The organism is Pseudoxanthomonas sacheonensis, from assembly GCF_031455975.1.
GTDB classification, from domain to species: Bacteria; Pseudomonadota; Gammaproteobacteria; order Xanthomonadales; family Xanthomonadaceae; genus Pseudoxanthomonas_A; species Pseudoxanthomonas_A sacheonensis_A.
Genome location: NZ_JAVDTT010000001.1, coordinates 430,160 through 455,991 on the forward strand (window position 1 = coordinate 430,160; position 25,832 = coordinate 455,991).

The 25,832-nt window shown below is 64.5% G+C and carries 21 protein-coding genes; 12 read left to right on the top strand and 9 right to left on the bottom strand.

The features are described from left to right. Window positions 1-37 precede the first annotated feature (37 nt). Complete coding sequence (locus tag J2W94_RS02000) at window positions 38-2,113, top strand: putative bifunctional diguanylate cyclase/phosphodiesterase (protein WP_310091550.1); 2,076 nt, start codon at window positions 38-40, stop codon at window positions 2,111-2,113. 103 nt (window positions 2,114-2,216) lie between these two features. Here the strand turns inward: J2W94_RS02000 and J2W94_RS02005 are convergent, their stop codons facing one another. Both J2W94_RS02005 and J2W94_RS02010 read right to left on the bottom strand, forming a co-directional pair. Beyond that, a complete protein-coding gene (locus tag J2W94_RS02005; RefSeq protein WP_310089957.1) occupies window positions 2,217-2,873 on the bottom strand; it encodes an exopolysaccharide biosynthesis protein in 657 nt (218 codons plus the stop codon). After that, the gene (locus J2W94_RS02010) at window positions 2,854-4,167 is read right to left on the bottom strand and encodes a hemolysin family protein (protein WP_310089958.1); all 1,314 of its coding nucleotides are present in this window, start codon (window positions 4,165-4,167) and stop codon (window positions 2,854-2,856) included. Before J2W94_RS02010 ends, J2W94_RS02005 begins: the two co-directional genes overlap by 20 nt. A 268-nt stretch (window positions 4,168-4,435) precedes the next feature. Between J2W94_RS02010 and J2W94_RS02015 the strand changes: the two genes are divergently transcribed. Both J2W94_RS02015 and J2W94_RS02020 read left to right on the top strand, forming a co-directional pair. Next, a complete protein-coding gene (locus J2W94_RS02015) occupies window positions 4,436-5,062 on the top strand; it encodes a DUF47 domain-containing protein (RefSeq protein ID WP_310089959.1) in 627 nt (208 codons plus the stop codon). Window positions 5,063-5,074: 12 nt separating this feature from the next. Next, on the top strand, window positions 5,075-6,196 hold the full coding sequence (locus J2W94_RS02020; RefSeq protein ID WP_310089960.1) for an inorganic phosphate transporter: 1,122 nt from the start codon (window positions 5,075-5,077) through the stop codon (window positions 6,194-6,196). A gap of 98 nt (window positions 6,197-6,294) precedes the next feature. Here the strand turns inward: J2W94_RS02020 and J2W94_RS02025 are convergent, their stop codons facing one another. Then, window positions 6,295-6,705, bottom strand: coding sequence for a hypothetical protein (locus J2W94_RS02025; protein ID WP_310089961.1), 411 nt, complete (start codon window positions 6,703-6,705; stop codon window positions 6,295-6,297). A 40-nt stretch (window positions 6,706-6,745) separates the two neighbouring features. Here J2W94_RS02025 and J2W94_RS02030 point away from each other — a divergent pair, with 40 nt between their 5' ends. Continuing rightward, window positions 6,746-7,081 (top strand): MGMT family protein, encoded by a 336-nt coding sequence (locus tag J2W94_RS02030; protein ID WP_093281477.1) that lies wholly within the window; start codon window positions 6,746-6,748, stop codon window positions 7,079-7,081. Between the two features lie 7 nt (window positions 7,082-7,088). On the opposite strand, the gene J2W94_RS02035 is transcribed toward J2W94_RS02030, so the two are convergent. Then, a complete protein-coding gene (locus tag J2W94_RS02035) occupies window positions 7,089-7,703 on the bottom strand; it encodes a 2OG-Fe(II) oxygenase (protein WP_310089962.1) in 615 nt (204 codons plus the stop codon). Window positions 7,704-7,741: 38 nt separating this feature from the next. On the opposite strand from J2W94_RS02035, the gene J2W94_RS02040 reads away from it, so the two are divergent. From J2W94_RS02040 to J2W94_RS02060, 5 genes are all read left to right on the top strand, one after another. Continuing rightward, window positions 7,742-8,407: a rhomboid family intramembrane serine protease gene (locus tag J2W94_RS02040; protein WP_310089963.1), complete on the top strand. Its 666-nt coding sequence runs from the start codon at window positions 7,742-7,744 to the stop codon at window positions 8,405-8,407. A gap of 187 nt (window positions 8,408-8,594) precedes the next feature. Next, the gene (locus J2W94_RS02045; protein WP_310089964.1) at window positions 8,595-9,461 is read left to right on the top strand and encodes a helix-turn-helix transcriptional regulator; all 867 of its coding nucleotides are present in this window, start codon (window positions 8,595-8,597) and stop codon (window positions 9,459-9,461) included. 113 nt (window positions 9,462-9,574) lie between these two features. Beyond that, window positions 9,575-9,712 carry a hypothetical protein gene (locus tag J2W94_RS02050; protein ID WP_310089965.1) on the top strand — a complete coding sequence of 46 codons (138 nt, stop codon included), beginning with the start codon at window positions 9,575-9,577 and terminating at the stop codon, window positions 9,710-9,712. A gap of 29 nt (window positions 9,713-9,741) precedes the next feature. Continuing rightward, window positions 9,742-10,740, top strand: a complete 999-nt coding sequence (locus tag J2W94_RS02055; protein WP_310089966.1) for an alpha/beta fold hydrolase — start codon at window positions 9,742-9,744, stop codon at window positions 10,738-10,740. Next, a complete protein-coding gene (locus J2W94_RS02060; RefSeq protein WP_310089967.1) occupies window positions 10,737-11,753 on the top strand; it encodes a saccharopine dehydrogenase family protein in 1,017 nt (338 codons plus the stop codon). Before J2W94_RS02055 ends, J2W94_RS02060 begins: the two co-directional genes overlap by 4 nt. A 115-nt stretch (window positions 11,754-11,868) precedes the next feature. Here J2W94_RS02060 and J2W94_RS02065 read toward each other — a convergent pair whose 3' ends face one another. Both J2W94_RS02065 and J2W94_RS02070 read right to left on the bottom strand, forming a co-directional pair. Then, a complete protein-coding gene (locus J2W94_RS02065; RefSeq protein WP_310089968.1) occupies window positions 11,869-13,893 on the bottom strand; it encodes a M13 family metallopeptidase in 2,025 nt (674 codons plus the stop codon). Between the two features lie 169 nt (window positions 13,894-14,062). Beyond that, a complete protein-coding gene (locus J2W94_RS02070; RefSeq protein ID WP_310091552.1) occupies window positions 14,063-16,144 on the bottom strand; it encodes a M13 family metallopeptidase in 2,082 nt (693 codons plus the stop codon). Window positions 16,145-16,365: 221 nt separating this feature from the next. Here J2W94_RS02070 and J2W94_RS02075 point away from each other — a divergent pair, with 221 nt between their 5' ends. Further along, a complete protein-coding gene (locus J2W94_RS02075; protein ID WP_310089970.1) occupies window positions 16,366-17,739 on the top strand; it encodes an MBL fold metallo-hydrolase in 1,374 nt (457 codons plus the stop codon). A gap of 22 nt (window positions 17,740-17,761) precedes the next feature. Here J2W94_RS02075 and J2W94_RS02080 read toward each other — a convergent pair whose 3' ends face one another. Both J2W94_RS02080 and J2W94_RS02085 read right to left on the bottom strand, forming a co-directional pair. Beyond that, the gene (locus tag J2W94_RS02080) at window positions 17,762-19,444 is read right to left on the bottom strand and encodes a CHASE2 domain-containing protein (protein ID WP_310089971.1); all 1,683 of its coding nucleotides are present in this window, start codon (window positions 19,442-19,444) and stop codon (window positions 17,762-17,764) included. Next, window positions 19,441-21,108 (bottom strand): FecR domain-containing protein, encoded by a 1,668-nt coding sequence (locus J2W94_RS02085; RefSeq protein ID WP_310089972.1) that lies wholly within the window; start codon window positions 21,106-21,108, stop codon window positions 19,441-19,443. The genes J2W94_RS02080 and J2W94_RS02085 overlap by 4 nt, the downstream gene beginning before the upstream one ends. A 150-nt stretch (window positions 21,109-21,258) precedes the next feature. Between J2W94_RS02085 and J2W94_RS02090 the strand changes: the two genes are divergently transcribed. Continuing rightward, window positions 21,259-22,875, top strand: coding sequence for a phytoene desaturase family protein (locus J2W94_RS02090; RefSeq protein WP_310089973.1), 1,617 nt, complete (start codon window positions 21,259-21,261; stop codon window positions 22,873-22,875). Between the two features lie 142 nt (window positions 22,876-23,017). Continuing rightward, the gene (locus tag J2W94_RS02095; protein ID WP_310089974.1) at window positions 23,018-23,758 is read left to right on the top strand and encodes a carbonic anhydrase; all 741 of its coding nucleotides are present in this window, start codon (window positions 23,018-23,020) and stop codon (window positions 23,756-23,758) included. 181 nt (window positions 23,759-23,939) lie between these two features. Here the strand turns inward: J2W94_RS02095 and J2W94_RS02100 are convergent, their stop codons facing one another. Then, on the bottom strand, window positions 23,940-25,757 hold the full coding sequence (locus tag J2W94_RS02100; protein WP_310089975.1) for a DUF885 domain-containing protein: 1,818 nt from the start codon (window positions 25,755-25,757) through the stop codon (window positions 23,940-23,942). Between the last annotated feature and the right edge of the window lie 75 nt (window positions 25,758-25,832).

Below are 25,832 nucleotides of genomic sequence, written 5' to 3' on the forward strand. Positions count from 1 at the left end.
TCTGCGTTTCGGACTGCAGGCGCGGTTCCTGGTGGCCATGGGGATCACCCTGGCCGTGGTGTTCGCCTTGATCGCCGTGCTGCTGCAGCGGCAGACGATGATGCAGCGGGAAGTGGACGTGCTGGGCCGCGAAGCCATGCAAAGCATGGCCGCCGATGCGCTCAACCGCCGCGGCGAAGCCATGGTGGAACAGTTGGCCGATTCCTTGACCAACCCGCTGTACTTCTCCGATCTGGACGCGATCGGCACCACCGTGCGTGCCGCCGCCCGCCAGCCCGATGTGGCCTACGTGCTGGTGTACGACGCGCACGGCAACATCGTCCACGACGGCTCCTACGACATCGCCGCCTATGGGCAGCCGATGACCGATCCGCTGGCCCATGCCGCGATTTCCTCCAATCGCCTGCTCACCCAATGGTCGCAGCAGGTGGTGGACGTGTCCGAAGGCATCAGTATCGGAAACGAGCGCATCGGAGGCGTGCGGGTAGGCTATTCGCTGGCCGAAATACGCGCCAGCGAGGAACGCGCCGCCAACAATCTCAACAACCGCTTGGTCGAGCTGGGCCGGCGCCATATGGGTTGGATCGTATTGCTGCTGGCCGCATTGGCCGCGGTATGCGTGGGCATCGCTTGGTACGCGCAACGCACGCTGGTGAAACCGATCAGGCAGTTGGCCGAGGCCGCGCATGCCATCGGCGTGGGCAACTACGATGCGAAACAATTGTCTAGCGATCGCCAGGACGAGGTGGGCGATCTGGTGCGCGCTTTCAGCAGCATGAACGACAGCATCGCCCGCCACGATCGCGACGTGCGGCGCATGGCCTATACCGACGCGCTGACCGGGCTGACCAACCGCCTCGCGTTCCGGGAAAGCCTCGACCATCGCCTGATGATGCTGCGTGGCGCCGGCCGCCAGCTGGCCTTGCTGTTCGCCGACATCGACGACTTCAAACGCGTCAACGATACCTTGGGGCACGAAGCCGGTGACGACGTGCTGGTGCAGTTCGCCAACCGCATCCGCGACGCGGTGGAACGCATGGGCGGCGACGATTCGCTGCTGGCGCGCTTCGGCGGCGACGAGTTCGTGATCCTGATCCAGAACGGCGACGTGCGCGCAGTGGCCACGCAGCTGGCCGAAGCGTTGGTGAAGGAACTCGGACAGCCGCTGGTGGTGGAGGGCCGGCAGGTATTCCTGGGCACGTCCATCGGCATCACCCTGTTTCCGGAGGACGCTTCCGGCGCCACTTCGTTGATGAAGAACGGCGACATCGCCATGTACCAGGCCAAGGTCGCCGGCAAGAACTGCTACCGCTTCTACAGCCGCGCCATGGACCAGGCGGTCGAGCGTCGCGTGCACATGGAGCAGGAACTGCGTGGCGCATGGGAGCGCGGCGAACTGAGCCTGGTCTATCAACCGATCTTCCGTCTGATGGATCAGCGCATCGTCGGCGCCGAGGCGCTGCTGCGCTGGCAGCACCCGGAGATGGGAGCGGTCGCCCCTTCGGTGTTCATCGATGTGGCCGAGCAGAGCGGGTTGATCGAAAGCATCGGGCCACGGGTGCTGCGCGCCGCCTGCGCGGCCGCGGCCCATTGGACCGCGCATAACGACTCGGAAGAGGCGCCATTCGTGGCGGTCAACGTCTCTCCGCGGCAGCTGCGCAGCGGAGATTTGCCGGAGGAGGTCGCCTCTTCCCTGCGCGACACCGGCTTGCCGGCTTCGCGCCTGCACCTGGAGCTGACCGAGACTGCGGTGATCGGCGACGAAGCCCATGCCAGCGCACTGCTGGCGAAGCTGCACCGCACCGGCGTGAAGGTATGGCTGGACGATTTCGGCACCGGTTTCTCCGGCCTCAGCCACTTGCGGCGCGTCCCCGTGGACGGAGTGAAGATCGATCGCAGCTTCATCGCCGACATGCAGCGCGATCCCGACGATCTGGCGCTGACCACGGCCATCATCGCCATGGCGCATTCGCTGGGCATTACGGTGGTGGCCGAGGGGGTCGAGAAGGAAGCGCAGTTCGATATCCTGCGCGACCGCGGTTGCGATCTGGCGCAGGGTTATTGGCTGGGCCATCCGATGAGCGCGGCCGAGTTCGCGCACTTGCTGATCTGACGTAGGTCGGGGCTACGCCCCAGACTCGCTGCAGAACCACGCAGCGCTAGATCCGAATGCGGCAAAGCTTACCGGCGTCGGGGGCGTAGCCCCGACCTACGGATCAGAACCAGCCGTCGACCATGTGCACCAGCATCTGCACCAGATTGCCGGATACGAAACCGAATACCACCACCGCGATCGCGCCTGCCAACCAGGCGACCAGCATCAGTACGCCGTCGCGTTCCAGCAACGCGAACACGAAGAGCAGCAGCAGTACCCCGAACACGTAGTTGGTGAAGGGAATGGGCAGCGACAGCAACAGGCCCAGCAACACCAGCAGCAGGCCGGTGAAAGCGCTGGCGATGGGATGGTCCAGCACGATTTCCATGCGTGGGCGCACCAGCTTCTCCAGCCAGCCCAGCCATCGCGACATGATGTCCCGGAAACGCGCCATCGATCTTCGATAAGGACCACGCCGGGCCAGAAAACCGGGCAGCCATGGCTTGCGCAAACCGAGCAGCAATTGCGCGCCGACCAGCATCACCAGAGGTCCGCTGACCGCACCGGCTACGCCGGGTATAGGCAGGAAAGCCGGCAGTATGCCCACGAACAGCAGCATGCCGAAGGCGGTTTGGCGCAGGCCCGAAAGCAGGTCGCCCAGACGAAGATGGTCGTCGGGATCGCCCGACGCGAAATCATCCAACACTGCGCGGGTGCTGACATGCTCTTTGTCGCCCGCTCCCGGCGTAGCGCCGGATTCAGGCGCTGGTTTCGTCATCGTCTTCTTCCGGCAGCTTCTGCACCAGCAACTTGTCGATGCGTGCGCCGTCCAAGTCCACGACCTCGATGCGCCAGCCCGCCCAATCCAGATGTTCGCCGACGTGCGGAATGCGGCCGAACTGTTCGATCACCAGGCCAGCGATGGTGTTGTAGTCGGCCTCGTCGCCATCGGGCAGCGCCACGCCGCCCAGCAGTTCGCGCAAGTCGTCGTTGGGCAGCGATCCGTCGACCAGCAGCGAGCCGTCGTCGCGGACGACCACCAGCGCATCGTCGTCGCTGTTCTCGGACGCCTGCAGCCTGCCGACCACCGCGCCCATCAGGTCGCTGAGCGTCACCAGGCCCTGGATCTCGCCGTACTCGTCGACCACCAGCGCCAGCGACTGCTGCTCTTCGCGCAGGATTTCCAGCAGCTTCATCGCATGGGTGGATTCGGACACGAACAGCGGCTCGCGCAGGTTCTGGAAGATTTCCGGCGAGCGTTCGGCGAAACGGTCCAGCAACGATTTCACTTCCAGTACCCCGACCACATCCTGGTCGTTGCCGCGATAGACGGGGAAACGCGAGAACTGCGACTGGCGCATGGTGTCGATGTTGGCGTCGTAGCTGGCCGCCTGGTCCAGCCAGACGATTCTCTTGCGCGGCGTCATCAGGCTGTCGGCGGTGCGGTCGCCCAGACGCAGCACCCGGTTGACCATGTTGCGCTCGTCCACGTCGATCACGCCCTGGGCGTGGCCTTCGCTGACCAGCATGCGGATCTCTTCTTCGCTGACCGCATTGCGGTCGCCGTCGCGGATACCGAGCATGCGCAATACCAGGCGGTTGATCGCGCCCAGCACGAACACGATCGGGCGCGCGATACGCGACAGCCAGTCCAGAGGGATGGCGACCACGGCGGCGATGTTCTCGGCGTTGGTCAGGGCCAGGCGCTTGGGAATGAGTTCGCCGAAAATCACCGAGCCGGCGGTGATCAGGGTGACTGCGGTACCGAAGCCGATTTTCCCCGCATATTCGCCCGCGTTCGGCCAGATCCCAATCAGCCATCCGGCAACCAAGGCTCCAATCGCATCGCTGCCCAACGAGCCGGCAAGCACGCCGATCAGAGTGATGCCCACCTGCACGGTGGACAGCAGATTGTCGGGATGCTCGGCCAGAGCCAGGGCCACGCGCGCGCCGCGGCTTTCCTGCGCCATCTGTTTCAGGCGCAGCTTGCGCGAGGTCATCAGCGCCATCTCCGACAGGGCGAAGAAGCCATTCAGAACGATCAGGCCGACAACGATCAGCAGTTCAAGCATGCGGGCGCTTCCGGCCGGGGCAGGCTTCTGCGGGGCCACGCAGCGCGGGGGAGCGGCATGCGGGGGAGGGGGAGGTAGGGTCGTCTTCCATAAAGTGCGCCTGGGCGCGGAGCGGAGTCTAGCAAACCGGCTCGTGGCTTTGCCTGACAGGCAGGGGACCGACCGCCACTGGCTTGCCGATACGGGGTCTGATCGCCACTCGCGGTCACGAAACCGTCATAATTCCGCCCGGTTGCCGTCCCTCCCGTGACGGCGGGGTGCGCTATCAATGTTCTCGCTGCAGACCATCTTCGGCTCCGGCCAGCAGTTCTATTCCCTGCTCGACGACTCGGCGCAGGCCGCTTACGACAGCACCAAAGCCCTGCACAGCATGATGAAGACCGCCGACCGGCAGCCGGCGCTGGACGCCTTCAAGCTGGCCCGCCAGCGCGAGCGCGCGGCTTCGGACAAGATCGGCAAGGCTCTGGTGGACAGCTTCATCACCCCGATCGAGCGCGAGGACATCGAAGCGCTGGGGTCGGCGCTGTACAAGATCCCCAAGCAGGTCGAGAAGTTCGCCGACCGCTATTCCCTGGCGACCAAGCACCTGGAAAACATCGATTTCGCGCCGCGCGCGGCGATGCTGGAGCAGGCCGCCTCGGTGGTCGTGGAGATGGTCCACGACCTGCAGAAGATGAATATCGATCGCATGACCGCGCTCAACGAGAAGCTGCGCGCGCTGGAGAACGAGGCCGACCGGCTGATGCTGGAGCTGTATCGCGACATCTATTCCGGCCGCCTGGACAACCTGCAGATGTTCCTGCTGAAGGAGTTCTTCGAGATCCTGGAGAAGGCCATCGACCGTTGCCGGGAAGCCGGCGTGGCGGCGTACCAGATCGTGTTGAAGAACAGCTAGGACCCGCGCCCCATGTTGACCCTGGTCCTGGTCGTGATCCTGACGGCGCTCATCTTCGAGTTCATCAACGGTTTCCACGACACCGCCAATTCCATCGCCACGGTGGTGGCCACCAAGGTGCTGACGCCCGGCCAGGCGATCATCCTAGCCGCCAGCACCAATCTCATCGGCGCCTTCATGGGCACCGCGGTCGCCAAGACCATCGCCTCGGGCCTGGTCGATACCGATGTGGTCAACGTGACTTCGCAGGTGCTCATCTGCACGCTGCTCGGCGCGATCATCTGGAACCTGATCACCTGGTGGCGCGGATTGCCGTCTTCTTCTTCGCACGCGCTGATCGGCGGGCTGTGCGGCGCCGCATTGGCCGCTTCGCAGAACAATTGGACCGCGCTGATCTGGTCCAAAGCGGGCGATGGCGACTGGAGCAGCAACAAGGGTCTGCTGTGGAAAGTCGTCTTCCCCATGATCACCTCGCCGCTGGCGGGATTCCTGCTGGGCGTCGCCATCATCTCCCTGCTGTACCTGATCATCGCAGGGATGATGAAAACCGGCGGCCCGCTTGCGCGCATGGCTAAGCCGCGCTGGGTCAACGCCTTCTTTGGCAAGGCGCAGTTGGTATCGGCCGCTTACATGGGCTTCGCCCATGGCCGCCAAGATGCGCAGAAGACGATGGGCATCATCGCCTTGTCGATCTTCGGTGCGCAGTCGGCCGGCATCCTCGACAACCTGCCCACCTGGCTTGCCTTCCTGCATCCGGACGGCGGCAAGGACGACATCGACAGCTGGGTGATCGCCACCTGCGCCCTGGTCATGGCCGCGGGCACCGCCGCGGGCGGTTGGCGCATCATCAAGACGCTGGGCCACAAGATGGTCAAGCTGCAGACCATCGACGGCTTCGCGGCCGAAACGGCGTCGGCGACGATCCTGGTCACGGCGGCGCACTTCGGCATGCCGGTTTCCACGACGCACAGTATTTCCACCGCCATCATGGGCGTCGGCTTCGCCAAGAATCCGCGCAAGCTCAAGCTAGGCGTGATCGAGCGGATCGTGTGGGCATGGATACTGACCATTCCCGCGGCCGGGGGTATCGCCTACGGCTTGTTCAAGCTGGTCGAGACGTTGGGCTGGGCCTGAAACCGGATGCCGTAGGAGCGACGTAAGTCGCGAAGCGTTACCGGCAGCCATCGCGACTTACGTCGCTCCTACGCCTCTCCGGTGAGCGAAGGGGCCGTCTAGAGCAGATCGCCTTCCGCAGACAGCGCGCGTTCCATGCTGTCGCCCAGCCCACCGATTTCCAACACCATGCGATCCACTTCCGACGGGGTCAGACCCTCGTAGGGGCGGTTCTCGCACAGCTGCAGGTAGGGCACGCCATCCAGGTCGCCGACGGCCAGGTAGCCCACGCTGCTCTGCCAGTTGAAACCCAACGCGCGCCGCGCATCGATGCCCGTGATCGGCGCGAGCACCGTGCTCACGCGCAAGTAGCCGCGTTCGTCGTCGTTGCCCAGTTCGGACAGGAAGATCGCCTGGTGCCGGTTGCCGCTGTCCAGCGAAAGTTCCACGCAGGCCACGTAGGGTTCGTGCATGGTGACCTTGTAACCGGATTTGGTCAGATGGCTGCGGATCTGCTCGAAATTCTGCATATCGTGCTCCTTTGCATCGCGGCCGTTATGCTAATGCCTCATGGCCGACAAGTCTCCCGTCGAACGCATCCTCGCTGCAATACGCGCGATTCCGCGCGGACAGGTGGCCGGCTATGGCGAGGTCGCGCATCGCGCGGGATTGCCGGGTCGGGCCCGTCTCGCCGCGAAAGTGCTGAGCGAAAACACAGACCCGAAACTTCCCTGGCATCGCGTGCTGCGATCGGATGGAAGGATCGCATTGCCGGAAGGTTCGCAAGGCTACCGGGAACAATGCCAGCGCCTGCGCGCCGAGGGTGTGATGGTGGTCAAGGGACGGGTGCGCGGCCTCAAGGCGGCGCGCACGATGGACGAGCAGGTGTGGGGCCCGCCCGGTTGAACGGCGCTCAGGCCGCGCGCTGGCGCAACCATGCCGCCACGCTCAACCGTTCACGCGTTGCGGGCAGCACTTCGTGCTCGATCCCGCTCAGGAAAACCACGCTGGTTCCCGCGTGTGGCAGTACGTCGATGGTCCCTTGCGGCAGGTACAGGCGCAGCGCGCCGCCGTGTTCGGGCAGCCAGTCCTCGTTGAGATAGCTGACCATCGACAACACGCGCGCGTCGCTGTCCTGGAACTGGTCGCGATGGCGATGGTAGGAGGCCCCACTCGGATAGCAGGCGAAATGCGCTTCCTCTTCCTCCAAACCCAGGAACAGGCGCCGATTCATCGCCATGCGCAAGGCCCGCAGCGCAGAGAGATAAGCGGTGGCTGCGGCGCCCGAATCGGCGTCCATCCATCGCGTATCGTCGCCGCGAATGGCGATGCGCAGATGGTGGCTGCGGCCATGCCCCAATTCCGCCGGACGCAGGGCGTCGGTTGCCTGCAGTCGCTTTAACTCGACGCGCAGTCCGGAAGTGCCGGACGGACTGGGAAATCCGAGCAGCAGGCACGCACCATGTTCGTCCAGGGCCTCGGCGAGCGCGGCTGGGTCACGCAGGACCGCCGCGGGCAGGGAAGGCATGCCGGTATGATAAGCGGGCAAGCCCTCCGAGAACCGATATGTTCCCAAGAATTCCTCCCGTCACCCAGGCGTTGATCATCGCCAACGTGGTGATGTTCCTGTTGCAGCAGTTGCCGATGGGCGAAGCGGCATTGGATCCGTTGCAGCTGTGGCCGCTTGGACCGAATGGTTTCGATCTCTTCTCAGCTGCAAATGAATTCAAGCCCTGGCAGCTGCTGACCTACGGTTTCATGCATGGCAGCTGGACACACCTGTTGTTCAACATGCTGGCGCTGTACATGTTCGGCGCGCCGCTGGAATACACCTGGGGCAACCGGCGTTTCCTGACCTATTTCCTGGTGTGCGTCGCCGGAGCAGGCGTGCTGCAGCTGATAGTGGGCTGGTGGACCGTTTCTCAGGGCGGCGTTCCGTATCCCACGGTCGGCGCATCGGGCGGGGTATTCGGCGTGCTGCTGGCCTATGGCATGTTGTTCCCCAACCAGCGCGTCATGCTGCTGTTCCCGCCGATTCCCATGAAGGCGCGCACCCTGGTGATCGTCTACGGCGCCATCGAACTGATGTTGGGGTTCACCGGATGGCAGCCTGGGGTGGCGCACTTCGCGCACTTGGGCGGCATGCTGTTCGGCTGGCTGCTGATCCGCTATTGGCGCGGGCAGCCGCCGTTCAATAAACGCCGGCCGCCGGGGCCGCGGATCGTACGCTGATCAGAATCGTAGGGCGGGCATTGCCCGTCGCGCATTTGATCGGATGGTCCCGTAGGCGGGCAGTGCCCGCCCTACAGTGTTGCTCCTTAGAGGTAGAGTTCGACATGTCTGTGCCGCTAGCCATGGGCGCTGAAGCGGCACGGGTCTGTCGTCCAGACGATGTACTCGTGTATCGGGTAGGCTAACGATGTCGCTACTGGACTACACGTGCGTCTCGATGCCTGATTTCGAGGTCAATGGCCTGCTCGACACCGGTACCGTCGCGGTGAAGGACGTGCATTGCCTGGGCACCTGCCGCCATCGCAGTGCGGAAGAATGCGCGGCTTCGACTCATCTGGTGTTTCCGTATCGCGGCGTCTACATGCGCCATGTCGGCAGCGACCAGTCGGTAGCCGACGCCAACCATGTACTGTTCTTCAACTCGGGCGAGGGCTATCAGGTCAGTCATCCGGTCAGCGGCGGCGACGATAGCCTGGTGCTGGCGGTATCGCAGCCGCTGCTCCGCGAACTTGTCCCGGCCGCGCTGGTCGCCAAGCGCGACGAGTTGGGCTTCCGCGGACAATCCCTGCGCATCGATCCACGCGCGCAGGCGCTGGTCGCACTGCTGAGGCACAGCCTGCGCAGCGGCAGCATCGAACCGCTGGAAGCCGAGAGCCTGGCGCTGACCCTGGTGTGCCGCAGCCTGGGACCGCGCACCACGCACGAGAAGAGCGCGACCCATGCGCGGCAGCGACTGGTGGACCGGGTCAAGGTGTTGCTAGCCGGCGACCTGACCCGGCGTTGGAGCTTGGCGGAAATCGCCGCGGAGATCGGCGGATCGGCGGTCTATCTGACCCAGGCCTTCCAACAGGTCGAAGGCGTGCCGCTCTACCGTTACCACTTGCGCTTGCGCCTGGCGCGGGCGCTCGACCTCGTTACCGGTTACGACGACATGTCGGCCCTGGCGCTGGACCTGGGCTTCTCCAGTCACAGCCACTTCGCCGCTGCGTTCAAGCAGGCCTATGGGCGTTCGCCGACTGCATTCAGGCAGTCCGCATTGACGAAAAGCCTCTAGCCGTACAACTCCGTCGCCGCGGACCGGAAACGCCTAAAGATTTCGACAGCCGCCATCCCGAGCGGATGGTTTCCTATGCATGCCCGATTCGCGGGTATGTATAGGAAAGTGTCATGGCTGAGAAAACCTGTGCCGCATGCGATTGCGAGCTGGACGAGAACCTCATCACGGTCACCATAGGCGGGCGCACCGTAGAGGTGTGCTGCGAGGAATGCGCCGAAAAACTGCGCGAGGCTGGAGCGCAAGCGTGATAGACGAAGCAAGCATCCTTGCGCGAACCGTGAGCCGCCGGAAATTCCTCGTCGCGAACACGGTATTCGCGTTCGGCGCGCTGGCCGGATGCGCGTCGTCCCTTGCGGGCGGCGCGCGATCTTCGTCGCGTTTGGATGCCGGCGCGTTCCATGCTGCCCGACGCTACGCGAAGACGAACCATGGAAACATCGCCTACGTCGAACGCGGCGCCGGACCCGCCGCTTTGTTCCTGCACGGATTTCCGTTGAACGGCTTTCAATGGCGCGGTGCGCTGGAGCGCCTGTCGCCCTACCGTCGCTGCATCGCGCCGGATTTTCTGGGCATGGGCTACACGCAGGTGGCCGAAGGACAAAGTTGCGCGCCTGAAGCCCAGGTAGAGATGTTGTTGGCGCTGCTCGATGCGTTGTCGGTGGCCAGCGTCGATGTGGTCGCCAACGACAGCGGCGGGGCGGTGGCGCAACTGCTGGTGGCGCAACACCGCCAGCGCGTGCGTACGCTGCTGCTCACCAATTGCGACGCCGAGCACGACAGTCCGCCGCCCGCGCTGCTGCCGGTCATCGAGTTGGCCAAGGAGGGCAGGTTCGTGGACGAATGGCTTGGTCGGTGGCATGCCGACACCGCGCTGGCTCGCTCGCCGGAAGGCATCGGTGGCATGTGTTACGCCGATCCGACGCATCCCACCGATGAGGCGATCGACACTTATTTCGGTCCCTTGCTCAGCACGCAGCGACGCACGGACAACGCGCATGCTTACGCCGTCGCGTTGGAACGTAATGCGTTGGCGGGCATCGGGCCGGCGCTCAGGCGCTGCAAGGTGCCGACCCGGATCGTATGGGGTATGGGCGACACGATTTTCTCGAAGAAGAGTCCTCGCGATCTCGACCACGCGTTCGGTCATTCGCGGGGAGTCAGATTGCTCGAAGACAGCAAGCTGTTCTGGCCGGAGGAGCGTCCGGAGGTGATCGCCGAGGAAGCGCAGCGATTATGGAACGCATGGGTACCCACCAACGCAAGGACATTCAGATGAGCAGCAATCGTACGGTCGCCGTGTATGGCGCTTATGGACACACCGCACGCTTCGTCGTTGCCGAGTTGTGCAGACATGGATGGAGCCCGGTCCTGTCTGGGCGCGACGCGGACAAGCTGGCTGCGCTGGGCAACGTGTTCCCCGACTTGGAAAGGCGGCTTGCATCGGTCGAAGATCCGGCCTCGCTCGACCGCGCATTCGAAGGCGCTGTGGGGGTCATCAACTGCGCCGGCCCCTTTTTGGATACAGCGGTACCGGTGATCGAAGCGGCGCTGCGTGCGGGCATCCACTATTTGGATGTGTGCGCCGAGCAACGGGCCGCGCTCGATGTATTCGAGCGTTTCGCCGGCGCTGCGAAATTGGCAGGGGTGACGGTCATGCCGGCGATGGCGTTCTATGGTGGCTTGACGGATCTGCTGGCGACCGCCGCGCTCGGCGACTGGCCGGACGCCGACGCAATCGAGATCGCGGTCGCATTGGACAGTTGGCATCCCACGACCGGCACGCGGCGGACTGGCGAGCGCAACCATTATCGGCGCCTGGTGATCGCGGGGGGAAAGCTGGAGCCGCTCGCCGATCCACCGCCATCGCGTGAATGGACGTTCCCGACGCCATTCGGAACGCAAGAGGTAGTCGCCCTGCCACTGGCCGAGATCGTCACCCTCTCGCAGCACGTGCGCAGCGCCGAAGTGCATTCGTACATGAACCTCGCACCGCTCAAGGACTTGCGCGATCCGCATACGCCGACTCCGGTGCCGGCCGACGCAGACGGACGTTCCTCGCAAATCTTCGCGGTCGACGCAAGGGTGTCCAGAAATGGCCAGACGCGTCGCGCCACGGTTCATGGACGCGACATCTACGCGGTCACCGCGCCGCTGGTGGTGGAGGCGATGCAGCGCATAGTCGATAGACGCAGCAAGGCGACCGGAGTCGTCGCGGCTGGAGCGGCCTTCGATGCAGCGGACTTCCTCGAATCGCTGCCGGCGTTGCACCTCGCTTTCCCGGACGCATGACCGTCATCCGAAACGCGACCGCGTATCGACGGACGCTACTCGGCACCCCCGGATGTCGCCGCACAAGAAAAAGGCGCGGATGTCCGCGCCTCGTTCTTTATTCGATCAGCGATATTCAACGCCAGAGCTTGATCTGCTCCGCGTCGCTGCGGCGCATCGGCTGACCGGCCTTGCAGCTGAAGGATTCGCCGAAGGCGGGCTGATTGGTCAGCGGGCCGTTGCTGCGCCATTGGCCAGGGGCGTGCACGTCGGTGGCGATGCGTTGCGCCGCTTCGGCGGTCGAAATCTGCTGCGCCCACAGTTCCGACCAGCTGCGGAACAGCGTCTGCTTGGCGCCCAGGTTGGGCGCAAGCTGGGCATTGGTGAACGCGTCCCAGGCCAGTTCCACGCCGGCCAGGTCGGCCAGGTTCTCGTCCTGCGTCAGCGTGCCGTTGACCTTGGCATTGCTCGAGGCAGGGTAGGGGTAGCCGTTGTATTGCGCCGCCACGCGCGAGCCGATCCCGCTCCAAGCCGTCACATCGGCAGGCGTCCACCAGTCGCGCAGTTCGCCATTGGCATCGATCATGCGGCCGCGAATGTCGAAGCCGCGATTCAGCTCGTGCCCGACCAGGGCGCCGTAGGACCCGTACAACGCCGAATCTCCGCGATTGACGTCGAGGACCGGCGCCTGCAATACCGCGGCCGTCACGATCAGGCGGTTCTGCGCCAGATCGTAGGCCAGCGCGGGCTGCTGCGGCAGCACGTCCCAGCGGCGGTCCGCGTTGCCCTTGCCGATCCGCTTCATCTCTTCGCGATGGCGCCAAGTCGAAGCGATGAGGATATTGCTGCCGAAACTGCCGCGGCCCATCGGCTGTACGCTGTAATCCAGGTCGCGGCGCGGGGTTCCGATTTCGATCTTCAGCTTATCGATCTTGGACTTGGCTTCGGCTTTCGCCGAGGCGCTCATCCAGGCGTTGCGTTCGATGCCGCGTGCCAACGCCTCGCGTACGTTCTGGGCGATGGACTCCGCCTTGCTCTTGCTGCTGGAGGGCAGATAGCGCCCCGCATACTCGCGGCCCAGCATGGGGCCGGCGGCGGTGTTGATGGCGTTGAGTACCTGCTGCCAGCGCGGAGCCGGTGCGGTTTCGCCCTTCAGCACGCGGCCGCGGAATTCGAAGTTCGCCTCGCGGTAAGGTTTGGCCAGGTAGGGGGCCATGGCGTCGCCTACCTGCCAGCGCAGATAGATCTTCCACTGGTCCGGTTTCAGATTGCCGACCAGGGTGTTGAGTTCGGCGAACAAGGCCGGGTTGACCATCGAAACGGTGTCGTCGTTGACGCTCTGGGCCTTGAGGAAGGCGTCCAGCTGCAGGTTGCGGTACTGCTTGCCCAGGTCCTTGGTCGCGACCGGCAGGTAGTTGGACAGCGGGTTGCTCAGCTCCTGGAACGGCTTGGAAACGCGCGCGATCCGGGTTTCCAGATCGATCACCGCGTTGGCCTCGGCGTCCAGCTTTTCGGGCTTAGTGCCGGTCAGGGCCAGGATCTGTTTCACGTAGTTCTTGTAACGGCCCAGCAGTTCGCGGGTGTCGGCGTCGGTACGGGTGTAGTAGGCCGGGTCGGGCAGGCCCAGGCCGCCTTGCGAGAAATAGCCGATGTGACGGTCCAGCGCCTTCAGGTCCACGTCCGGGCTGAAGTTGAAGGCCACCGGGATGCCGATCTGGTGCAGCGCGGCAATGGCGGCGGGCACGTCCTTGGATTTCTTGATGCCGTTGATACGGTCCAACAACGGGGCGATGGGTTTGGCGCCATCGGCCTCGACGGCCGCCTCGTCCAGGCCGCTGGCCCAGAAATCCCCTAGCAGCTTCTGCACGTTGCCTTGCGGCGCCTGCATGGCGGCGTCCAGCAGCTGGCGCTGCTGCTGCTGGCTGCGCTCCAGCAGCTGCCCCAGCGCGGTCAGCGAGCCTGCGCCGGCGGGCAACGGATTGGCCTTGAGCCACTCGGCGTTGGCGCTGGAGTAGAAATCGGTGCATTCGGCACTGACCGTAGGCGCCCTGGGCGCTTTCTTTTTCTTCTTGGCGGCCTGGGCATCGGTAACGCCGAGTGCGGCCACCAGGGCGAAGGCGAGCAGGGTGGGCTTGCTGAGAGCGTTGCGCAGTGGCGGCATCAGGGATTTCCGTGTCGGTGAATGCCGTGGATTCTAGCAAGCGCCGGTGCCGTACCCATGAACATGCTCCGCAAAAGCAAGGCCCCGCAAACAGACCCGCAAACGGGCCCCGCAAAAGCGAAGGCCCGGGCGATGCCGGGCCTTCGGGTCTTGCGTGGAGCGGAGGGGCTTACCAGATCACGACTTTCTGGTCGTCGGCACGCACCATCGGGTCGCCGGCCTTGCACGAGAACGCGGCGGCGAACGCAGGCATGTTGGACGGGGCGCCGATGGCGCGGAAGTTGGCCGGCGCGTGCGGGTCGGTCTTCAGGCGCACGGTCAGTTCTTCCGGAGTGAAGTTGCGGCGCCACACCGTGGCCCAGTTGAGGAAGAAGCGCTGGTCACGGGTCAGGCCGTCGGTCTTCGGATCGGGTGAACCGTCGGTGGCCTTCTTCATGGCGTCATAGGCGGTGGCGATGCCGCCCAGGTCGGCGATGTTTTCGCCCAGGGTCAGGTTGCCGTTGACCTTGGTGCCATTGGCGTCGTAGCCGTTGAATTGGCTGACCAACTTGCCGGTACCGGCCTGGAACGCCTTCTTGTCGGCCGGCGTCCACCAGTCTTCGAAGTTGCCGGTCGGCCCGAACTGCGCACCCTGATCGTCGTAGCCGTGGGTCATTTCGTGGCCGATCACCGCACCGATGCCGCCGTAATTCATTTCGTCGGTGGCGTTGGCGTCGAAGAACGGCGGCTGCAGGATCGCAGCCGGGAACACGATCTCGTTCTGCAGCGGGTTGTAATAGGCATTGACGGTCTGCGGGCTCATGCCCCATTCGGTCTTGTCCACCGGCTTGCCGATCTTGCCCAGGTTCCACTTGTAGTTGAACTCGGTGGCGGCGATCACGTTGCCGATGTAACTGTCGCGATTGGTCGACAGGCCGGTCCACTCACGCCACTTGTCGGGGTAGCCGATCTTGGGGGTGAAGGTTTCCCATTTGGCGATGGCCTTCTTCTTGGTCTCGTCGCTCATCCAGGCCAGGTTCTCGATGCGGGCCTTGAGCGCGGTACGCAGGTTGCCCACCAGCGTTTCCATCTTGGCCTTGGATTCGGCCGGGAAGGCGACCTTCACGTACATCTGGCCCAGCGCTTCGCCGGCCTGATCTTCGACGGTGCCCAGCACGCGCTTCCAGCGCGGCTTGATTTCCTTCTGTCCGCGCAGGGTCTTGGCGTAGAAGTCGAAGTTTTCGTTGGCGAAGGCATCGCTCAGGTACGGCGAAGCGCCATCGATGGTGTGGAAGCGCAAGTAGCTGCGCCAGGCGGCCGGGGCGGTATCGCCCAGCATCTTGCTGACTTCCTGGTGGAAGGCGGGAATGGCCAGCGAGAATTTCTCCTGCGGCGCCACGCCCTGCGATTCGAAGAATTTGGTCCACGAGAAATTGGGCGTCAGCTTGTCGGCGTCCGCCAGGGTGACCGGGTTGTAGTACAGCGAGACGTCGCGCGACAGCTCTTCGCTGGACTTGGAGACCTTGGCCAGGCGTGTCTCGAACGCGATCACGGCCTTGGCCTGTTCGGCCGCATCGGCGGCGGCTACGCCGGATAATTCCAGCACCTTGGCGATATGCGCCTGATAGGCGTCCAGCTTGGCCTTGTTCTCGGGCTTGATGTAGTACTCGCGGTCGGGCAGGCCCAGGCCACCCTGCGAGGCGTAGGCCATGTTGACCGCGGAGTTTTTGAAGTCGGCTTGGGCACCGAAGCCGAACAGGCCGTTCTGGCCCTTGGCCGCATTGCTCCGGAGGTAGGCGACGATCGCATCCTTGTCGTTCAGGCCGTCGATCGCGGCAAGCTCGCCCTTGATGGGGTCGATGCCCTGGGCGTTGATCTTGGCTTCGTCCATGCCGGTCGACCACAGATCACCGACGATCTTTTCCACGCCGGTCGCGTTCTTGTCGGCGGCGGCCTGTTCAGCTAGCTGTTGCTGGGCGGCGGTGGAGCGCTCGGCCAGCATCTCGAAGGCGCCCCAGCTGGTGCGGTCGCTCGGGATGGCGTTGGCGGCGAGCCACTTGCCGTTCACGTAGCCGCCAAAGTCCGCACAGGCGTTCTTGGTGGTGTCCAGGTCGCTGACCAGGAAGCGATTGACCGGCGGCAGCTTGGATTCGTCCAGCTTCAGTGCGGCGGGTTCGGACGTGGCGGCGGTGGTGCCGGCGGCGGGTGCCGCGGCTTCTTCTTTCTTGCCACAGGCGGCCAGGGCCACACTCACGGCCACGGACAACAACAGGATCTGAGGTTTACGAATCACAGACTACTCCGGCCCGGAAAGGGCATAGATAAGGAAAAACCCCCTCTACGGGGGCGTGCGCGGACTCTACGCCTGCCGTCGCCGCGCTGAGGGTGTCGAAGGTCATGCGGCGGCCATAATTATTCCTTCACATCAGCGGCTTACCGGGCGCGTGCTAGGGTTTCGGCGGCACGGAAAGCGTGTCTGACAGGGAGTGGGCGATGCACGTCGAATTCCATGGCGCCGCGGGCGAGGTCACCGGCTCCATGCATCTGGTGGTGGCCGCCGGCAAGCGCATCCTGCTCGACTGCGGAATGATGCAGGGCAGCCGCGAAGCCGAAGTCCGCAACGCGGATCCTTTTCCATTCGAACCCAAGCAACTCGACGCGCTGGTGATCAGCCATGCGCACATCGACCATATCGGGCGGGTGCCGCTGCTGGTCAAGCGCGGTTTCGCCGGGCCGATCTTCATCCAGCAGGCCGGCGGCGAGCTGATGCCGGTGATGTTGTTGGACTCCGCATCGCTGGCCGAATCCGATGCCGAACGCGCCAACCGAAAGCTGCGCCCCGGCGACGCCGAAGTGGTGCCGCTGTACACGCGCAAAGATGTGGAACGGGCCATGCGCCAGCTGCAGCCGATGCCCTATGGCACGCGTCGCGAGATTCTGCCGGGCGTGGAGATAGCGTTCCGCGATGCCGGACATATCCTGGGTTCTTCCATCACCGAACTGTGGGCGGACGGGAAGAAATTAGTATTCTCCGGCGACCTCGGCCCGAACGGCACGCCGATCCTGCGCGATCCGGAAACCATCGGCGAAGCGGATCTGGTGTTGATGGAATCCACCTATGGCGACCGCAACCATCGCGAACGTCTGGACACCATCCACGAGCTGGGCGAGATCTTCGCTCAGGCGTGGCAAGAGCGCGGCAACGTGCTGATTCCTGCGTTCGCCGTAGGCCGCAGCCAGGAATTGCTGTATTGGTTCGCCCGGCATTGGGACGACTGGCAGCTATCGCGTTGGAAGATCTTTCTGGACAGTCCGATGGCGGCGAAAGTCGTTTCGGTCTACGAGCGCCATACCGACCTGTTCGACGCGGATGCGCAACAGGTGTGGAAGGGGAAGCGCGATCCGTTCCAGCTGCCCAACCTGCGCATCACCGAAAGCGCGCAGGATTCGATGGCCATCAACCAGGTGCAAGGCGGTGCGATCATCATCGCCGGTTCCGGCATGGCCAATGGCGGGCGCATCCTCCACCACCTCAAGCACAACCTGGGCCGCGACAGTACGCACCTGGTGTTCGTTGGCTATCAGGCCGAAGGCACGCTGGGAAGGCGTCTGGTCGACGGCGCCCAGTGGGCGCGCATCCATGGCCGCGACTATCGGGTGAATGCGAAACGGCACACGATCGGCGGACTGTCCGCGCATGCCGACCAGCGCGGCCTGATGGCATGGTACGGAGGCTTTACGGCGCATCCGCCGCTGGTGCTCGTGCATGGCGAGGACAAGGCGCGCGAAGCCCTGGCGGGCGAGATCGGCGAACGCGACGGCGTCCAAGTGCGGTTGGCGAGGCCGGGCATGGTGTTGCCGGTTTAGTGGGTGCGGAGCTGCGGTAACTTCAGCCCTGCGCAAAACCCCGTTCGCCGGTGTGGCTGAAGCTGCGGTTGCGGCCGGCCTGCTTGGCTCGATAGAGCGCGTTGTCGGCAAGCTCGAACACATCCGCCGCGGTTTCCTCTGCGCTCTGGCTGGTGTGGATGCCGATGCTGGCGGTGAATGGCGGTAAAGGCACGTGGTTGCCGCAGCGCGACGATAGGTTCGCCAAATCCACATGGATGGTCGTGGCGATGGCGGCGGCGGCCTGCGGCGTGGTTTCGGGCAGCAGCACTGCGAATTCGTCGCCGCCCAGGCGCGCGACCAGGTCGCGCGGCCGGCGCGCGCGGCCACGCAGGATGGTGGACAGTTCGCGCAGCACTTCGTCGCCAGCCGGATGTCCCAGGCCATCGTTCAATTTTTTGAAATGGTCCACGTCCAGCAGCAACAGCGAAAGCGGCTGGCCGTTGCGCCGCGACAAGCGCAATTCCTGCTCCAGGTACTCATCGAACTTGATCCGGTTGGCCAGGCCGGTCAGCGGATCGGACTGGGCTTGCTGGCGCGTACGTCGCAGCATGCGCAGGATCCGCATCGAAGCGCCGAGACCGAGGACCAGCAATGCGGACATCGGCGGATACCACACGTGGCCGAATCGCAGCAGCAACCACGAAAGCAAGGGCACCGCTAACAGACCCAGCAGGATCGGCCGCCAGAGCTGGTACAGACCCGGCAATCCGAACAATAGGAGCGGCACTATCACCAACAGTATCGAAAGGCCGATCTGCGCAGCCATGGACAACGGCACCACGGCCTCATGGCGTATCAGCATATTCAGCGCATTGGCCTGGTAGTCCACCCCAGACAAGCGTGGCTCGGCGGCGTACCAGCCCGGTGTAGCCAGTTCGTCGCCCATGCCGGCAGCGGTTACCCCCACCAGCACCCAACGTCCACGCAGCAGCGAGCCGGGCACGCGTCCTTTCACCACGTCCACGTACGACACGCTGTGGAATCCATTCGGCGGATCGATGTAGGGCACCAGCACCTGGTAATCGCGCACCCAGCGATGCGGCGAAGCCTCCTGCAGATCGGCGTCGCGTCGTCCCGGCAGCTCGGCGCTGGGATTGGGGTCGTCGTTTCCGATCTGGCTCAAGGCCAGCGCCAGCGATGGCCAGTGCGGCGAGCCCAGGCCGGCGCGCAGGAACATGCTTCGGGCCACGCCATCGCTGTCGAGGGCCATGTCCACGTGGCCCAGCGAAGCGGCCGATGCGGCGAACTCGGGAATCGGCATCAGTTCCACGGAGGGGCCGTTGAGGCGCTCGGCTTCGGCATAGACCGGTAGCACCACCTTGCCGCTCTTGTTCAAAGCCTGCGCAAGCAGGGCGTCGCCTTCGGGGTCGAATAGGGCCGGTTCGGACAACAGGATGTCCATGGCGATGCCGCGCACGCCCGCCTTGTTGAGGCGCGTCACCAAGTCGGCGTGGGTGCGTCGCGACCAGGGCCAGCGCCCCAGTTCGGCCAGGCTTTTTTCGTCTATGGCCACCACCAGGATACGGTCGTCGGCGACAGGCGCAGGGGCCAGCGTGTCGTACATCCAGGCATCGGCGCGCCAGGTCATGGCGAACAGATGCAGCAGGGTCACCACGGACGCCGCGGCCAGCGCGATCAGCACACGGGACTTGATCCGGGTCAGCTGCGGGCGGGAGGCTTTCATAGCGACAGTAGTATCCACAACATGCTGCCGCCCGTGATGGCTTTGCACAGGCCACAGGGTACCTCTACACGCTGCGCCGGCGGGAATGGGCCTTCGTGGCCGTCGCTGCCGATGGCCTGGACGCGCAGGTACCAGGCGCCTGCGCGTAGTTTGGGCAGGGTGATCTGTGGTCGATCCACGACTTCATCGACGCGCGGATCGTGGAAATCCGGCGAACGCGACAGCTGGAAGCGGTAGCGCTGCCCCGCTTCGCCGGCGCGCCAGCGGAAGGTCACGCTGCGCGGGTCGCTGGTTTCGTTGTTGATTTCGCCCGCTTCAGGCAATGGCCGCAAGGCGAACGCGACCGGGTCGCTGAAAAGTCCTTGCCGGCCATCGCTGGCGTCGCTGGCGATGCGCCAGTAATAGTCGCCCGCAGGCAGGTCCTGCGGTACGCGCAAGGAGGTGGATTTTTCCTGAGCGGAAACCATCGGCTTTTCGAATGCCGCATTGTCGGCCAGTTCGAAACGATAGCTCGCCGCGTCGGCGACCTCGGCCCAACGGAACTCGGGTTGCGCTTCCCGTACGGTGCTGCTGGCCACCGGCGCGAGCACGAAGGGGGGCTCCGGCAATATTTCCACAGTGAAACGAGTGGTGGCATCGCGACCTTCCAGGCCTTGCGCATCGATCCCACGCACCCGCAAATGATATTGGCCGTCCGCCGGTAGGGGCAGGCTGGCCTGGGCGTCGCGGGTTTCCAGATCGGCCAGCAGCGTGTCGAAGGTGGCCGTATCGCTGGCCTGCACGCGATAACGCTGAGCCCGGTCCAGTGGGGGCCATTTCAGTTCCGTACGCGCCGCATTCGAGGTCGCGGGAATGCCGGAAAGATCCGGCGGCGGCAGCAACGGCACGGCGCGGATCGGAGCTGTCTGCCCAGCCGCCACCAGCGTGCCATAGCCGCGTTCGACCAGCGTATTGCGGGAATCGGCGCTGACCGCCACTCTGCCTTCGATCACCTCGGTCTGCGTGCGGGCTTCTTCCGCGTTCACGCGAAAGCGCGTGCCGCGTACTGCGGAGCTGGCACTGGGGGTGTCCACAATGAAGCTGGGCGATGCGCCGCGCGCGGGAGTCACGCTGTTGGTGATGCGGCCGCGTTGCAACCGCAGACGAGTATCGACCATGCCGCTCTTGCCGTAACGGCTCATGCGGTCCAGGCGCAGTTCGCTCGCCCCCTGCAACAGCAATCTTGTGCCGTCGGCGAACTGCAGACTCAGGGTGGCGTCGCGGGCGGTGCGCAGCAGCGAACCGATGCCAAGCTCCATGCCTTCGGTCACCGCGGCCTCGGTTTTTCCGTTGACGGTGACCGTGGCTTCGCCGCGTACCGCGACCACCCGCGCCCGCGCCGGCTGCATCTGCAACCAGGTCAGTGGGAAACGGATCGTGGAGCCGGGCGGCAGTTGATAGGGGTTGGCGATGCGGTTGTGGACTTGCAGGCGCTGCCAGGGAATGCCTGGCTTGAGGTATTCGCTGGTGAGGTCCCAGATAGTGTCGCCTGGGCGGACACGGTAGCTCCAGTCCTCGGCATAGGCGATCGGCGCCCCCGCCAGCAATAACAGCAGCATCAGACACTTGGCCATCATCCGGCTGCGGCCCTGGCCGGAATAGTCGATATCGAAGCTAGCCGCCATGCCCTATGTGTGCCGATGCCCCCGCTGCGCAGATTATATGTGACTCAACTGACATTAAGCGCCCCGATCGCTGCGGACTCCGCGCTGTGAGGGATCGTTTTCGGAGATGATCGCCGCCTGCCGGCGATTCGCGTCGGAGAGGAGCGAGAAATGGCCGAAGCGCCGAGCAAACGCGATGTCCTGCTGGTAGGGGGTGGCCATAACGGTCTGGTTTGCGCCGCCTATCTGGCCAAAGCCGGGTTGAAGGTCACCGTGCTGGAACGCCGACAGGTGGTAGGCGGAGCGGCCGTGACCGAGGAATTCCACCCCGGCTTCCGCAATTCGGTAGCGTCCTACACCGTGTCGCTGCTGCAGCCCAAGGTCATCGCCGACCTGGATCTGCATGGGCACGGCTTGGAGATCGTGCAGCGCAAGCGCAGCAACTTCCTGCCATTGCCCGACGGCCGATACCTGTTGACCGGAGGCGGCGAGACCCTGGAGCAGGTAGCCAAGTTTTCACGGCGCGATGCCGAGCGCCTGCCCGAATACGAACGCCGCCTGGACGCCATCGCCGATGTGCTGCGCGCGCTGGCCATGCAACCGCCTCCCAACGTCACCGATGGCGGCTGGTGGAAAGCGTTGCCCGAGCTGATGCGCGCCGGGCGCCTGGGCAAACAGCTGCACAAACTGGACGAAACCCTGCGTCAGGAATTGCTGGATCTGTTCACCATCTCGGCGGGCGAATACCTGGATCGCTGGTTCGAGAGCACGCCCATCAAAGCCGTGTTGGGCTTCGACGGCATCGTCGGCAACTACGCCAGTCCGTATACGCCGGGGTCGGCTTACGTACTGCTGCATCACGTATTCGGCGAAGTGAACGGCGTGAAAGGGGCGTGGGGCCATGCCATCGGCGGTATGGGCGCGATCACCCAGGCGATGGCGAAGGCGGCGGTGGCCGCAGGCGTGGAAATCCGCACCGATGCCGGCGTGCGCGAAGTGCTGGTCGAGCAGGTCGATGGGAAGCCGGGCCGTGCCGTCGGCGTGCTCACCGAGTCCGGCGAAACCCTGCATGCGCGCGCGGTGGTCGCCAACGTCAATCCCAAGCTGTTGTACGAGCGCCTGATGTCGCCGGCCTCGGTACCTGCGCCGACCCGCGAACGCATGGCCAACTGGCGTTGCGGTTCCGGCACCCTACGCATGAATGTGGCCTTGTCGCGCTTGCCGGACTTCACCGCATTGCCGGGCGAAGGCGACCATCTCACCGCCGGCATCATCATGGCGCCGGATCTCGACTACATGGATCGCGCCTACCTGGATGCGCGCGCGCATGGCTGGTCGCGCGAGCCTATCGTCGAGATGTTGATTCCCTCCACGCTCGACAGCACATTGGCGCCGGCCGGACAGCACGTCGCCAGCCTGTTCTGCCAGCAGGTGCAACCGGAACTGTCCGATGGCCGCAGTTGGGACGATCATCGCGATGAAGTCGCGGACCTGATGATCGCGACGGTCGACAAATACGCACCGGGTTTCAAAGAGTTGGTGCTGGGAAGGCAGGTACTGACGCCAATGGATCTGGAGCGCGTCTTCGGCCTGATCGGCGGCGACATCTTCCATGGCGCGCTATCGCTCAACCAGTTATTCAGCGCAAGGCCGATGGTGGGCCAGGCGGACTATCGCGGCGCCATTCCCGGCCTGTATCTGTGCGGCGCAGGCACCCACCCTGGCGGCGGCGTGACCGGCGCGCCCGGACACAATGCAGCGAAGGTGGTGATCGCGGATATCGGTTGAGGGCGTGTCGCCGGCTGAGGCGGCGATAGCGGACTTCGTTCCTACATTTTTCCGACGAAACGGGCCGCACGCTGGGCGGCGCCGAAGGGGATCGCATTCGTGTATCCCGCGGCGCCCCCCTCCGTATCCATGAGAGTACCGAATGAAAAGAATTTTGCCCGGGGCGCTGGCCGTCCTGTTGGCCTCCGGCGCGATGGCCGCCGGTCCGCAACCCCACTGGGGCTACCAAGGCGAGCACGCTCCAGAACATTGGGCCGAGATGGATCCGGGTTTCGAGACCTGCGCGCTCGGCCAGATGCAGTCGCCGATCGACATCCACGACGCGCACCTCGCCGACCTGCCCAAGATCGGCTTTGACTACCACGCAGGTCCGGCCGAAGCCGTGAATAACGGTCACACGATCATGGTGAATCTGCCGGATTCCGGCGGCATCGACATCGGCGGCACGCATTACGCACTGGTGCAGTTCCACTTCCATACGCCGAGCGAGGAGAAGATCGATGGCGAGGCCTACCCGATGGAGGCGCATTTCGTGCACAAGGACGCCGAGGGCCATCTGGCCGTGGTTGCGGTGATGCTGAAGGAAGGCAGCGAGAACGCAGCGCTGGAGGAAATCTTCGACACGCTGCCAGCGGCCGAAGGCGACAAACACGCCTTGGGAGCCCTGGATCCCGCCGCCCTGCTGCCGACCCAACGCGGCTACTACGCCTACACCGGATCGCTGACGACGCCGCCTTGCAGCGAAGGCGTGCGCTGGCAGGTGCTGAAGCAGCCAATCGAAGTGTCGGAAAGCCAGATCGAGGCCCTGCGCGAGCTGTACCCGGCGAACGCGCGCCCGGTGCAGCCGCTGAACGGCCGCGAGGTGCAAGAAAGCCGTTCCTGAGGCGACAGGTCGGACGAGCGGTAGGAGCGGTAGGAGCGGTAGGAGCGGTAGGAGCGGTAGGAGCGGTAGGAGCGACGTAAGTCGCGAAGCCGATCCTCGTCCACAACGTCCGCTGTTTCGCGACTCGCGTCGCTCCTACAAAAACAAAGGCGGGGTGGGCGTTATGCCCACCCCGTAGGGATCAGCCCTTCTTGCTCGCGATCCAGCGGTCGACCTTCGCTTCCAGCACATCCAACGGCACCGAACCGTCCTTCAGCACCTCTGCGTGGAATTCGCGGATGTCGAACTTGTCGCCCAGTTCTTTCTCCGCTTTCGCGCGCACCTGCTTGATCTTCAACTCGCCGATCTTGTAGGCCAGCGCCTGCGCGGGCCAGGCGATGTAACGTTCGGCTTCGGCGGTGGCTTGCGTTTCGCTTTCGGCCGAATTGTCCAGCATGTACTTGATCACCTGTTCGCGGGTCCAGCCCTTGCTGTGCAGGCCGGTATCGGTGACCAGGCGGATCGCGCGCCACAGTTCGTTCTGCAGGTAGCCGAAGTAATCGTACGGAGTCTCGTAGACGCCCAGCGACTTGCCCAGCGATTCGGAATACAGGCCCCAGCCTTCGATGAAGGCGGTTTCGCCGCCGAAGCGGCGGAACGCCGGCACGCCGCTGAGTTCCTGCTGCAGGGCGAGCTGGAAGTGATGCCCCGGGATCGCTTCGTGCAGGTACAGGTCTTCCGCATCCCAGGTCTTGCGGGTTGGCAGGTCGTAGGTGTTGACGTAGAAGATGCCGGGACGGCTGCCGTCCTCGCTGGGGCTCTGGTATTCGCCGCCGGCCGCGGACTTGGCGCGGAATTCTTCCACCGGGCGGATTTCGAACGGCGCCTTGGGCGTCAACGAGAATTGCTCGGGAATGCGCTTGTTGATCCTGGCTTCCAGCGCGCGGTAGTAGGCGAGCAGGGCGGGCTCGTCCTTAAAGTTGAAACGCGGATCCGTTTGCATGAACTTGAAGAAATCCTGCAGCGAACCCTTGAAGCCGGTTTCGGCCATGAGCTTGCGGATCTCGCCGTGGATACGCGCCACTTCGTCCAGACCAAGCTGGTGGATTTCCGCCGGTCTCATGTCGGTGGTGGTGGTGTTGCGGGCGTTGTAGGCGTACCACGCCTGGCCTTCCGGAAGCTTGTCCAGGCCCACGCTGCCGCGCGTGGCGGGCAGGTATTCGTCGTTGATGAAGGCGCGCAGCTCGCGGTAGGCGGGCAGCAGCTGATCGGCGATCATCGTGCGGTAGGCGGCGGTGAGACGCTGCTTGTCGGCCGCGCTGAAGTCGGCGGGCAGGGTTTTGATCGGCCCCCAGAACAGCGTGTCTTCAGGCTTGTCCTTGATCAGCGCATCCAGTTGCGGAATCACTTTGACCATCAGCGCGCGCGGCTGGACCACGCCGGCCTTCATTCCCGCGCGCATGTTGGCGATATCGGTATCGAACAACTGCGGAAGCTTGTTGCCGCGTGCCAGCCAGTTGTCGTAATCCTTGACCGTCTTGAACGGCTGCGCGCTGGTGCCCGCGCCCAGCATCACCGCGTAGCTGGCGATGCTGGCCATCTGGTTGATCGGCATCATCCAGTCGGGAAAACGCTCGCCTTCCAGCGAATTCTTCGAGTCGCGCACGAAAATCTCGTAGCTCAGCAGATCCTGTCCGCTCAGGCCGTCGCTGCCCACGCCTTCGATGGTCTTCAGCCAGCGCTCGGTGAATTCGTGTTGCTGGCGACGGTATTCGGCCGAGCCGAAATCGGGCAGCAGATCGTTGTAGCGGTTGTCGCCCTGGAAGGTGGCCTGGATCGGATTGAGTTTCAGCACCTCTTCCCAGTAGTCGGCATAGAGCTTGGTCAGTCGCGCGCCCTTGGCCTCGGAGACCTGGGTGGTTGCGGTCGGCGCCTTCTTTGCGGCTTCGGCTTGCGGCGCTGCGGTCAGCAGGACGGCGGCGGTGGCAAGTGCGAGCAGGCTGGGCAACAAACGATTCATCGGCAAGGTTCCGGAAGGTGGTAGCCCGCGAGAGTGCCGCAAGCACGAGGCCGGGGCCAGCGACAAAAGTCACGG